The sequence below is a fragment of the Nonomuraea sp. NPDC050153 genome (genome assembly GCF_044460125.1).
GTDB lineage: Bacteria > Actinomycetota > Actinomycetes > Streptosporangiales > Streptosporangiaceae > Nonomuraea.
This window is the reverse complement of the sequence record NZ_JBITJQ010000016.1, coordinates 167,847-179,718: the sequence shown is the minus strand read 5'-3', so window position 1 is coordinate 179,718 and position 11,872 is coordinate 167,847. Positions and strand designations below refer to the sequence as shown.

The following is an 11,872-nucleotide window of genomic DNA, read 5'->3' as shown; positions in this document are numbered from 1 at the left end:
CCCGTCCGGCCTCTAGACTCGTCGCTCGTGACTCAACTGGACGAGCAGGGCCGCCCCGAGCCCCCTCTCGCGGCCGACGAGACCGCGACCCTCCTGGGCTACCTCGACTATCAGCGCGCCACTCTGGCGTGGAAGTGCTCGGATCTCGACGTGGCCGGGCTGAAGGTGACCGTCGGCGTGTCGTCGATGACGTTGGGCGGGATGATCAAGCACTTGGCCTACGTCGAGGACTACTGGTTCTCCAGGTCGCTGCGCGGCGGGGACTGGCCGCCTCCGTGGGACACGGTGGACTGGCAGGCCGACCGCGACTGGGACTGGAGCTCGGCGGCCGACGACTCCCCCGAACAGCTCTTCGCGCTCTGGCAGGAGGCGGTGTCCCGTTCGCGGTCCGCGGTTGCGGAGGCACTGGCCGACGGCGACCTCGGCCAACTGGCCCGGCGCAGCTGGGCCGACGGGCAGGCGCCCAGCCTGCGGTGGATCCTGTGCCACATGATCGAGGAGTACGCGCGGCACAACGGCCACGCCGACCTCATCCGGGAGTCGGTGGACGGCCTGACCGGCGAGTAGCCGAGGGAACCGGCACCCCGTGAGGCCCGGGCCCGAGCGGGGAGCCGGCCTGCGCAGGGTCCTGCCCCAAAGCGGGGGTCGGCCCGATCCGAGGCCGGCTCGCACAGGGGGCCGGCCTGCGCGGAGGCGTCTCGGTTTTTTGTCGGTGACCTGCCCTAACCTCGGGGCGATGGACATCATCCTGATTCCCGGTCTCTGGCTCGACGGCTCGTCATGGGACGAGGTCGTCCCCGCGCTCGAGAAGGCGGGGCACCGCCCGCACCCGCTCACGCTGCCCGGCATGGAGTCGAAAGACGCCGACCGCTCCGAGATCACCCTGCGCGACCACGTCGACGCGGTCGTCGAGGTGATCGACTCCTTCGACCCCGCCGGCGGCCAGGTCGTGCTGGTCGGCCACTCCGGCGGGGGCGCGGTCGCGCACGTCGCCGCCGACGCGCGTCCCGACCGGGTGGCGCGGGTCGTCTACGTCGACAGCGTCCCTCCCGGCGAGGGCGGCCTCATCAACGACGAGCTCCCGGTCGAGAACGGCGAGATCCCGCTGCCCGACTGGGCGCTCTTCGAGGAGGAGGACCTCGTCGACCTCGACGACGAGCTGCGCGCCGCGTTCCGCGCGCGGGCGATCCCCTCGCCGGCGCGCGTCGCGAGCGACCGGGTGCAGCTGTCCGACGAGCGCCGCTACGACGTGCCCGCCACCGTCATCGCCTGCGAGTTCCCGACCGCGACGCTCCACAAGTGGATGGAGCAGTCGCTCGCGTTCACGCGGGAGCTCTCCAGGATCCGCCACGTCGATTACGTCGACCTGCCCACGGGCCACTGGCCGCAGTTCACCCGGCCGGAGGAGCTGGGCCGCGCAATCGCCGCAAGCATCGCCCCTGCCTGACGACCGCGCCCGATGACCGCGCCCGATGACCGTGCCCGATGGTGGCCTGCCTGTCGAAACGGCACGGCCGAGTGCGGTCGGGCCGCCGCCCGGGCGCGCGGCGTACCCGGTGCCAGGCGTTGAGCCACTGCTCGACGGCCGCGTCGTCGTTCACCCCGCACACCCGCAGGACCTCGACCAGCAGGTCGCGTGAGGAGAGGGAGGGCAGGCCGCGCCCGGCGAACCAGTCGCCCAGCGTGCTGGGGGCGATGTCGGCCCCCACCTTGGCCGCCACCTGGCGCACCGGCACTCCGGCCGATTCGCGCAGCCGGGTCAGCGCCTGGCCGAACTCCTCGCGGGTCGTGATGAGTGCCTGCTCCTGCACGAGCGCCTCCTCAGGCCCGGCTCGCCGTCATGGTAACCGCCCGCGCACGGAGTTTTACGGACAATCGCCGGCCAGCCGGTGCGCGGGGGTTGCAGCGGTGACCGTACGGCCCCGGTCAGGCCCGGCAGCGCCCAGGTGCCGCCATGTGGGTTCAGGCGGATTCGCGGATGACCAGTTCGGTGGGGAGGATGAGCGGGGTGGGCTGCTCGCCGCGGATCAGGGCGAGCAGCATGCGGATCATCTCGCGGCCGAGAGCCTTGATGGGCTGGCGCACCGTGGTCAGGGTGGGATGGGTGTGCCGGGCGGTCACCACGTCGTCGAACCCCACGACCGCGATCTCGCCGGGCACGGCCCGGCCGTGCTCTTTCAGCACGCCGAGCGCGCCCACGGCCATCTCGTCGGAGGCGATCAGCACGGCGTCGAGGTCCGGATGCCGGGTCAGCAGGCGAGCCATCGCGGCGGCTCCGCTCGCCTCGGTGAAGTCCCCGTGCGCGACCCGCTCGTCCCCGAGCCCGGCCAGCGCCAGCGCCTCGCGGAAGCCCAGGTAGCGGGATACGCCGACATGCATGTCGAGCGGCCCGGTGATGGTCGCGATCCGGGTGCGGCCGGTGGAGATCAGGTATTCGGCCGCCTGGCGCGCGCCGTCGCGGTTGTCGGCGTCCACGTACCAGTGGTGGGAGCCGCCCAGGGAGCGTCCGCCGTGCACCACGGGGACGCCGCCCTCGGCGGCCACCTTCGCCAAGGGGTCGTTCTCCCGCAGGGCCAGCAGCATGACACCGTCGGCCCTGCGGGACAGCAGGACGCGGGCCAGCCGGTTCCTGCCGCGCTCGGAGGCGGCCAGGATCAGCAGCAGCTCAAGGTCGGTTTCCTCCAGGGCGGCGTTCACCCCGACGATGACCTCGGCGAAGAAGGGATTGGTGAACAGCGCCTGGTCGTCGCTGGAGACCGCCAGCACGACCGCGCCACTGCGCTGGGTGGCCAGGGAGCGGGCGGCGACGTTGGGCACGTAGCCCAGGTCCTTGATGGCCCGCTCCACGGCCTGCCGCGCGGCCCGGCTGACATGCGGAGCGTTGTTGATCACCCGGGACACCGTGCCCCTGGACACTCCCGCTCGCCGGGCCACCTCGTCCAGCGTCGGCTGCCGATCCGTCATTTTTAGGAGCGCTCCCAAGTGTGTACACGCTGGTCATGGGGAGCGTATCAGGCTTCCTGTCTGTAAGCGCTCCCAATCGCGATCAGGGTCTGGTGAGCGGGCTGAACGGTCCGTCGGCCACGCGTTCCACCACGTCGTCCAAGATCTCGTCGATCGCGCCGAGCACGTCGTCTCCGAGGCTCGCCCCCGATGCCGCCGCGCTGTCGTACACCTGCTCGGGCCGCGAGCCGCCGACGATCGCGGCCGAGACCCCGGGGCCGCGCAGCACCCAGGCGATGGCCAGTTGCGCCATGGTCAGCCCGAGGTCCGCCGCGATCGGGCGCAGCCGCTCCACGCGCGTCAGGACGTCGTCGGTGAGCAGACGGCCCACGAACTCCCTGCGCGCCTCGGCGGGCGGCGCCTGCCCGAGGGAGTAGCGCCCGGCCAGCACGCCCTGGGCCATCGGCTGGTAGACGAGCTGGCCGACACCTTCCTTGGCGCACAGCGGGAGGATCTCCGGTTCGATGACCCTGCGGAGCATGTTGTACTGCGGCTGGTTGGACACGATCCGGTCCAGGCCCAGGTCGTCGGCGATCCGCAGCGCGTCGGCGATCTGCTCCGCCGTCCAGTCGGAGACGCCGACGTACAGGACCTTGCCGCTTCGCACCAGGTCGTCGAAGGCCCGCAGGGTCTCCTCCAGAGGGGTGGCGTAGTCGTAGCGGTGCGCCTGGTAGAGATCCACGTAATCGGTGCCGAGACGGCGCAGGGAGCCGTCTATCGAGCGCATGATGTGCTTGCGCGACAGGCCGCGGTCGTTGGGACCGGGGCCGGTGGGCCAGTAGATCTTGGTGAGGATCTCCACCGACTCGCGGCGGACGCCCCGCAGCGCCTGGCCGAGCGCCTCCTCGGCGCGGGTCTCGGCATAGGCGTCGGCGGTGTCGAACGTCGTGATCCCGGCGTCGAGGGCGGCGTGCACGCAGGGTTCGACGGTGTCCTCGGTCAGCCAGTTGCCGAAGGCGATCTCGCTGACCATGAGCCCGCTGCGCCCAAGATGACGAAATTTCATGAAGTCTCCCTTGTCACGAGGTGTGGGGTGAGGACGAGGGCCGATCGGCTCGGGGTCCCGCCGCCGATCAGCATGAGCAGCAGGCGCACCATCTCCCGGCCCATGTCCTCGACCGGCTGATGGACCGAGGTGAGCCCGGCCTGCTCGGCGAGTGGCGAGTCGTCGAAGCCCACGACTGCCACGTCGGTGCGGCCTGCCTCGCGCAGCACCCGCAGCGCGCCCAGTGCCATCAGGTCGGAGGCGGCGAAGACCGCGTCGAGGTCGGGCCTGCGAGCCAGCAGCGCCCGCACGGCCACGGCACCGCTGTGCTCACTGAAGTCCCCGCCCGCCACGAGCTCGGAACTCTCCTCGATCCCGGAGGCGGTCAGGCCATCACGGTAGCCCCCCAGCCGGTGGACGCTGACGAGCATGTCCATCGGCCCCGTGATGGTCGCGATCCGGCGCCGTCCCCGCTCGATCAGGTGCCGCACCGCCAGGTACGCTCCGGCCTGGTTGTCCACGTCCACGACATGAGCGGCGAGAGCGGGATCGAGCGGCCTGCCGCCCAGCACCGCCGGGACCCCGAGCTCCCCCAGGTGGGACGGGAGCGGATCCTCATGGTGCAGCGAGAGCAGCAGGACCCCGTCCACGTGGCCGCCCCCGAGATAGGACTCCAAGGCTGACCGCTCGCTGCTCGACCGGGCCATGGTCATCAGCAGTTGCTTGCCGGACGACGTCAGCTGCGCCGCGATGCCGCGTACGACGCCCGCGAAGAACGGGTCGCTGAACACGCGCTCGGGAGACTCCGAGATGACCAGCGCGACCGTGTCCGTGCGCCGGGTGACCAGCGAACGCGCGGCCCGGTTGGGCGTGTAGCGCAACTCCTCGATGGCCCTCTGCACGGTGAGCCTGGTCGTCGGGCGCACCTTCGAGGAGCCGTTGAGCACGCGGGAGACCGTGCTCCGGCCGACCCCCGCGTGCGCGGCCACCTGCTCGATCGTGGGTCTCACAGCCCACCGCGCCTGATCACCTCGGCGTACCAGCGCGCGCTGTCCTTGGGGGTACGGCGCTGCGTGGCGAAGTCGACGTGGACCAGGCCGAACCGCTGGGAGTACCCATGCGCCCACTCGAAGTTGTCCATCAGGGACCAGGCGAAATAGCCGCGCAGCGGCACTCCCCGCGCCGCAGCGTCGTGGCAGGCGCGCAGGTGGCCATCGAGGTAGGCGATCCGGTCGGCGTCGTGCACCTCGTCGTCGTAGGCCGCGCCGTTCTCGGTCACGTAGAGGGCGGTCACCGGGTAGTCGCGGGCGAGCCGCACGAGCAGGTCGGACAGCCCGCTCTCGTCGACCTCCCATCCCATGGTGGTCCGCGGCCGACCGCCGTCCACGAATCGCACCGTCTCCGCCCCGACGTACGGGCTCGGCGTGCCCGGCGGGTGGGCGGGGCCGTCGCCGGAGACGATGGCGGGGGTGTAGTAGTTGACGCCGAGGAAGTCCAGCGGCGCGGCGATCACCTTCAGGTCGCCGTCACGGACGTGCTCGAAGCCGGTCGTCTCGGTCAGGTTCTCGACCACGTCCGCCGGGTAGGCGGCCCGGTACAGCGGGTCCAGGAAGATCCGGTTGGCCACGCCGTCGATGCGGCGCGCGGCGTCCAGGTCCTCGGCCGAGCCGGTGGCCGGGCGCGCCTGGGTGGGGTTCAGGGTGATGCCGACCCGCGAGCCGCTCATGGCGCTCGCGGCCATGCCGTGACCGAGCAGCAGGTGGTGCACGGCACGGATGGCGGCGGCAGGCTCACGCCGGCCGGGCGCGTGCTCTCCGGTGGCGTACCCGAGGAAGGCCGAGCACCAGGGTTCGTTGAGCGTGGTCCAGTCCGTCACCCTGTCGGCCAGCGCGTCGTGCACGGCGGCGGCGTAGTCGGCGAAGCGCAGGGCCGTGTCCCGCGCGGGCCAGCCACCGGCGTCCTCCAGCGGCTGGGGCAGGTCCCAGTGGTACAGCGTCGGCCAGGGCTGGATCCCGCGGCTCAGCAGCTCGTCCACGAGGCGCCGGTAGAAGTCCAGGCCGCGCTGGTTGACGGCCCCCGATCCGCGCGGCTGCACCCGCGGCCAGGCCACGGAGAAGCGGTAGGCGCGCAGGCCGAGCTCGGCCATGAGGGCGACGTCGTCGCGATAGCGGTGGTAGTGGTCACAGGCGACGTCGCCGCCGACGCCGCCGCGTACGTTGCCGGGCTGCGCGGCGAAGACATCCCAGATCGAAGGCTCGCGTCCGTCCTCGGCGGACGCCCCCTCGATCTGGTAGCTCGAGGTGGCGGCCCCCCAGAGAAAGCCGGGATCGAACGTGTTCACGCCTTGACGGCTCCTTCCATGATGCCGCCGATGATCTGGCGGCCGAACGCGATGAAGACGAACAGCAGCGGGAGCGTGGCGATCAGCGTCCCGGAGAACATGAGCGTGTAGTCGGTGTAGTAGGTGCTGGACAACTGGCTGAGCGAGAACTGGACGGTCGGGTTGTCGGCCTCCAGAACGGCCAGCGGCCACAGGAACTCGTTCCAGGTGCCCATGAAGGTGAACAGCCCCAGCACGGCGGCACCCGGCCGAAGAGCGGGCAGCACGACCTTCCAGAAGATGCCGAAGGTCGAGCAGCCGTCCACCCGGGCCGCCTCGACCAACTCGTCGGGAACGGCCCGCTCGGCGTACTGCCGCATCAGGAAGACGCCGAACGCCGAGACCAGGAACGGCACGATGACCGCCTGCAGCCGGTTCTGCCAGCCGAGCTCCACCATGATCATGTAGAGCGGGATGATGCCCATCTGGACCGGGATCATCATCGTGGCCAGGATGACGAGCAACAGCGCGTTCCTGCCGCGGAAGCGCAGCTTGGCGAAGGCGAAGCCGGCCAGCGAGCAGAAGAACACCACCGACACGGTCACGGTGACCGAAGCGATGGCGGAGTTGACCATCCCCAGCAGGAAATTGGCGTCCTCGGCCGCGAAGAGCCGCGTGACGTTCTCGCCCAGGTTGCCGCCCGGGGTGAGCGGCGGCGGCCAGTCGCCGACGACGTCGTTGTCCCGGGTGGCCACGACGAACAGCCAGTAGAGCGGGAAGACCGACAGCGCGATCGCCGCCAGCAGCGTCAGGTAGACCAGGGGTCCGGAGTTTCGCACGGCTATCTCGCTCTCCGCGTGACCAGGAAGTTGACCAGAGCGAAGACCACGATGAGCAGGAAGATCATCCAGGCGACGGCCGATCCGTAGCCGTAGTCGAAGTCCCTGAAGGCCTTCTCGAACATGTACATGGCCACGGTCTGGAACTGCCGCAGGCTGCCGCCGGAGATGGCGTAGCCGCCCTGGCCGAAGATGAGCGGCTCGGTGAACAGCTGCATGCCGCCGATGGTCGAGATGATCACGGCGAACAGGATCGCCGGCCGGATCAGCGGCACCGTGATGCCCCAGAACTGCCTGACCTTGGAGGCGCCGTCGATGGCCGCCGCCTCGTACACGTCCCGCGGCACCGACTGCATCGCGGCCAGGAAGATCAGCGCGTTGTAGCCGGTCCATCGCCAATCGACCATGACCGAGATCGCCAGCCAGGACGACCACTTGTCCGCCCGCCAGTCCACCGGGTCCACCCCCAGCAGGGCGAGCAGGCCGTTGGCCATGCCGGCGTCGCGGTCGAAGATCTGGCTGAACACGATGCCCACCGCCGCCACCGAGGTGACGATCGGCGCGAGCACCCCCATCCGGAAGAATGTCAGCGCGCGCAGCCGCTGGTTGAGCAGGCTCGCCACGACCAGTGCCAGGAGCAACTGCGGCACCGTGGCCAGCACGAACATGCCGAGTGTATTGACGACCGCGTTCCAGAAGTCGGGGTCGGCGAACAGCTCCGCGTAGTTCGCCAGCCCGACGAACCCCGCGTTCCCTGCCAGGTCCCAGTCGTGCAACGAGACCCACGCGGTGTACAGCAACGGGAAGAGCCCGAAGACCCCGAAGATCACGAAGAACGGCGCCACGAAGAGGTAGGGCGAGCCCACCAGGTCGAGGCGGGAGCGCAGCCCCGCCCTCGACCTCGCGTGCGCGGCGGACGGCGCCTTGCTACTTCGCAGCACGCTTGGCGTCCTCGACAGCCTTGGCCCACGCCGCGTCCGGCTGGAGCTTGCCCTGCTCCACGGCCATCAGCGCGTTGCCGACGCGGTCACCGACGGGGTTGTTGTTCGGCCCCAGGTAGACCGGCTTGAGCGCCTTCGCGCTGGCTCCGAAGATCTTCCCGACGGGAGCGTTGTTGAAGTAGTCGTTGACGAAGCCCTGCACCGCCGGATCGTCGATGGCCTGCGGCGACGAGGGGAAGTTGCTCTTGGCCTTGAACGCCGCGACCTGCCCCTTCGGGCTGGTGAGGAACTTCACCAGCTCGGCTGCTTCCTTCTGGTGCTTGCTCTGCGTCGGCACCGCCAGGAACGAGCCGCCGCGAACGGCTCCGTCGCCCGGCACGCGCGCCACATCCCACTTGCCGGCGTTCTCCGGCCCCGCCTGCTCCTCAATGACGCCGAGCATCCAGGACGGGCACGGGATGGTGGCGAAGGTGCCCTTCTTGAACCCCGCGTTCCACTGCGGGCTCCATTGCGCGAGATTCGCCGACAGCCCGCCCTGGACCATCTTGACCGCCTGGTCCCAGGCCGCCTTCACCCCGGGATTGGTGTCGATCACCAGGTTGTTGGAGGTGTCGTAGTAGGTGTGGTCGCCCTGCTGCATCAGGATGTTCTGATAGATGCCCCCGGCCGAGTCGAAGAAGTGCGCTCCCGTCTTGGCCTGAGCGAACTTCTGCCCGGTGGCGAGGTAGGCGTCCCAGGTCGGCCAGAGCTCGCCGACCTTCTCCCGATCGGTGGGCAGCCCGGCCTTGGCGAACAGGTCTGTCCGGTAGCACATGCCCTGCGCGCCGACGTCGGTGCCGAGCCCGACGAGTTTGGCGCCGTCGTTCGTGAGCGCCTGCTTCCACTTCCATTCCAGGAAATCGGCCTTCAGCGACCCGGCTCCGTGGTCGAGAAGGTTCACGAACTGCTCGGGCTTGGCCATGAACTGGATGAGGATGCCCTCCTCCAGCGCGACCACGTCTCCGGCTCCGCTGCCCGAGGCCATCCACTGCTGCAGCTTGGGCAGGTAGTCGCCGAGCTGGGCGATGCTCTCCTGCTTGATCGTTATTCCGGGATGGGCGGCCTCGTACTGCTTGTAGAGCTCCTCGTAGCCGAACTCGCTGAAGGTCTTGACCACCAGAGTGGTCTTTCCCTGCGTCGCGGTGTCCGGCGTCTGTGTGCCGGTACCGCAGGCCGCGAGCAGGCCGGTGAGGGTGGCGGCGATCAGGGGCCGCGCCAGCCTTGTCGTCATGTCATTTCTCCCTGCTTTCGGGAGCGGTTCCAGAGGGATGGAGCCGCTGGATACACTCGACTACCTGCGTTGACGCCGCGGATTGTGTCGGTGTTCTAGCAGATTTTGTGCGCATTATTGGGAGCGCTCCCAGCCGATGTTAGGGGATTGTCGCACCGCTGAGAAGGGGGCGACGAAAGCAAGGTTCAATCTCTGCGAAACGGTTGACAGCTCGCGGCGCTCCGGCAGAGGATTCGGCACTGACGCCGTGGTGTGCCGGGGACGATCTGTCCAGCGACCTGAAAGGTCCCGGTATGTCCGCCACACTCAGGCTGTCCGCGGCCTGTGTCCTCCTCCTCGCCGGCCTCGCGTCCCCCGCGCACGCCGACTCCTACGAAAGGCTCCTGAACGGCAGCTTCGACAGCGGCAAAGACCCTTGGTGGAGCAGCCAGAACACCCCGTCACGCGTCGAATCGGGCCGGCTGTGCGCCGACGTCCCCGCCGGGACGACGAACCCGTGGGACTCCATGATCGGCCAGAACGACGTCCCGTTGGAGGACGGCCAGCCGTACACGCTCCGCTTCACCGCCTCCGCCAGCCGGGACGTCACCATCCGCACCACCGTCCAGCTCGCCGGCCCGCCGTACACCACTCCCCTGGACCAACGGCCCGAGCTGACAGCCACGCCGCGCACGTTCGAGTACACCGCGACATCGAACGTCACGGACTCGCACGGACAGCTGAGCTTCCAGATGGGCGGCGCCACGGAGCCGTACACGCTCTGCCTGGACGAGATCTCCCTGGTCGGCGGGGTGCTCCCGCCCGGCGGCGTCCGGGATCTCGGCTCGCCGGTGCGGGTCAACCAGCACGGCTACGCGATCTCGGGCCCCAAGCGCGCCACGATCGTCAACCCCGGGACGGAGCCGCTGGAATGGCGGCTGCTCGACGCCCGCGGCACAGCCGTGGCCCGGGGCCGCACCCGGGTGCACGGCGCCGACGCGATGTCCGGCGACCAGGTCCACGTGGCCGACTTCTCGTCCGTCCGCAAGGCGGGCACCGGCTACACGCTCGCGGTCGGCGACCAGGTCAGCCTGCCCTTCGACCTCGGCGACGACCTGTACGACGGGCTGCGCAGGGACGCGCTGGCGTACTTCTACCACAACCGCAGCGGCATCCCGATCGAGGCCGCGTACGTCGGCGACGCCTACGCCAGGCCCGCCGGGCACCTCGGCGTCGCGCCCAACCAGGGGGACACCCGCGTCCCGTGCCTGCCGGGCACCTGCGACCACACGCTGGACGTGCGCGGAGGCTGGTACGACGCGGGCGACCACGGCAAGTACGTGGTCAACGGCGCGCTCGCCGCCTGGCAGCTCATGGACCTCTACGAGCGCTCGCTCAGGCAGAACGATCGGGAGGGGACGCGCGACGGCCTGCTGCGCATCCCCGAGGCCGGCAACGGCGTCCCGGACGTGCTCGACGAGGCGCGCTGGGAGGTGGAGTTCCTGCTTCGCATGCAGGTGCCCGCCAGCGGCCTGGTCCACCACAAGATGCACGACGCCGCGTGGACCGGGCACCCGACGATCCCCCACCTGGACGCCCAGCCGCGCTACCTCTACCCGCCCTCCACCGCCGCGACGCTCAACCTCGCCGCGGCCGGCGCCCAGTGTGCCCGGATCTGGAAGGCATGGGACCGCGCGTTCGCCCGGCGGTGCCTTGAGGCCGCCGAGACCGCCTGGCGGGCGGCCCGTGCGCATCCCGACCTCTACGCACCGCCCGGCGGCGAGGGCGGGGGCGCCTACGACGACACCGACGTCTCCGACGAGTTCTCCTGGGCTGCCGCCGAACTGTACGCGACCACCGGGAAGCGCTCCTACCTGCCCTTCGTCACCACGAAACTGACCGCGGACGGGTTCTCCTGGCAGTCGACCGGCGCGCTGGCCGACCTGACCGTCGCCCGGCTGCCCGGCCGCTTCCCGGCCGCCATGTCCGCCGCCGCACGCAGGCGGGTGCTGTCCGTCGCCGACCGCCACGTACGCGACATGAACGCCCAGGGCTACGCCAACCCCTACCTGCCGGCCGACGGAAAGTACGTCTGGGGCTCGACCAGCGCCACCACCAACAGCGCAATGATCATGGCGACGGCCTACGACCTCACCCTCGACCGCCGCTACCGCGAAGCGGTCCTGGAGTCGATGGACTACCTGCTCGGACGCAACGCGCTCAACCAGTCCTACGTCACCGGATACGGCGAGCGCGCCAGCCACAACCAGCACCACCGATTCTGGGCCCACCAGATCGACCCGAGCCTCCCCGCCCCCGCCCCCGGCTCCCTGGCCGGAGGCCCCAATTCCGGCCTCCAGGACCCGGTCGCCCAGCGCAACCTCGCCGGCTGCACGCCGGCCAAGTGCTACATCGACGACCTCGGCTCCTGGTCCACCAACGAGGTGGCGATCAACTGGAACTCATCCCTTGCCTGGATCGCCGCTTTCACCGACTCCCTGTGACAGGGGATCCCCGAAGAAAGGAAAGCAGTAC

General features: G+C 70.1%; 11 protein-coding genes. 3 read left to right on the top strand and 8 right to left on the bottom strand.

Annotated elements, in window-relative coordinates; genetic code table 11:
• Positions 1-27: 27 nt before the first annotated feature.
• Both ACIBQ1_RS34010 and ACIBQ1_RS34005 read left to right on the top strand, forming a co-directional pair.
• Positions 28-567 (top strand): DinB family protein, encoded by a 540-nt coding sequence (locus ACIBQ1_RS34010; protein WP_397283402.1) that lies wholly within the window; start codon positions 28-30, stop codon positions 565-567.
• A gap of 169 nt (positions 568-736) precedes the next feature.
• Positions 737-1,447 carry an alpha/beta fold hydrolase gene (locus ACIBQ1_RS34005; RefSeq protein WP_397283401.1) on the top strand — a complete coding sequence of 237 codons (711 nt, stop codon included), beginning with the start codon at positions 737-739 and terminating at the stop codon, positions 1,445-1,447.
• Here the strand turns inward: ACIBQ1_RS34005 and ACIBQ1_RS34000 are convergent.
• From ACIBQ1_RS34000 to ACIBQ1_RS33965, 8 genes are all read right to left on the bottom strand, one after another.
• Complete coding sequence (locus ACIBQ1_RS34000) at positions 1,392-1,811, bottom strand: helix-turn-helix domain-containing protein (protein WP_397283400.1); 420 nt, start codon at positions 1,809-1,811, stop codon at positions 1,392-1,394. The genes ACIBQ1_RS34005 and ACIBQ1_RS34000 overlap by 56 nt on opposite strands.
• A 151-nt stretch (positions 1,812-1,962) precedes the next feature.
• Positions 1,963-2,964: a LacI family DNA-binding transcriptional regulator gene (locus ACIBQ1_RS33995; RefSeq protein WP_397283399.1), complete on the bottom strand. Its 1,002-nt coding sequence runs from the start codon at positions 2,962-2,964 to the stop codon at positions 1,963-1,965.
• An 82-nt stretch (positions 2,965-3,046) separates the two neighbouring features.
• On the bottom strand, positions 3,047-4,009 hold the full coding sequence (locus tag ACIBQ1_RS33990; protein ID WP_397283398.1) for an aldo/keto reductase family protein: 963 nt from the start codon (positions 4,007-4,009) through the stop codon (positions 3,047-3,049).
• Entirely contained in the window at positions 4,006-4,998 is a 993-nt protein-coding gene (locus ACIBQ1_RS33985) for a LacI family DNA-binding transcriptional regulator (RefSeq protein WP_397283397.1), read from the bottom strand. The genes ACIBQ1_RS33990 and ACIBQ1_RS33985 overlap by 4 nt, the downstream gene beginning before the upstream one ends.
• On the bottom strand, positions 4,995-6,329 hold the full coding sequence (locus ACIBQ1_RS33980; RefSeq protein ID WP_397283396.1) for a GH1 family beta-glucosidase: 1,335 nt from the start codon (positions 6,327-6,329) through the stop codon (positions 4,995-4,997). The genes ACIBQ1_RS33985 and ACIBQ1_RS33980 overlap by 4 nt, the downstream gene beginning before the upstream one ends.
• Positions 6,326-7,147 carry a carbohydrate ABC transporter permease gene (locus ACIBQ1_RS33975; protein ID WP_397283395.1) on the bottom strand — a complete coding sequence of 274 codons (822 nt, stop codon included), beginning with the start codon at positions 7,145-7,147 and terminating at the stop codon, positions 6,326-6,328. Before ACIBQ1_RS33975 ends, ACIBQ1_RS33980 begins: the two co-directional genes overlap by 4 nt.
• 2 nt (positions 7,148-7,149) lie before the next feature.
• Positions 7,150-8,088 (bottom strand): carbohydrate ABC transporter permease, encoded by a 939-nt coding sequence (locus ACIBQ1_RS33970; protein WP_397283394.1) that lies wholly within the window; start codon positions 8,086-8,088, stop codon positions 7,150-7,152.
• Positions 8,075-9,358: an ABC transporter substrate-binding protein gene (locus ACIBQ1_RS33965; protein ID WP_397283393.1), complete on the bottom strand. Its 1,284-nt coding sequence runs from the start codon at positions 9,356-9,358 to the stop codon at positions 8,075-8,077. Before ACIBQ1_RS33965 ends, ACIBQ1_RS33970 begins: the two co-directional genes overlap by 14 nt.
• 293 nt (positions 9,359-9,651) lie before the next feature.
• Between ACIBQ1_RS33965 and ACIBQ1_RS33960 the strand changes: the two genes are divergently transcribed.
• Entirely contained in the window at positions 9,652-11,841 is a 2,190-nt protein-coding gene (locus ACIBQ1_RS33960; RefSeq protein ID WP_397283392.1) for a glycoside hydrolase family 9 protein, read from the top strand.
• Positions 11,842-11,872 lie beyond the last annotated feature (31 nt).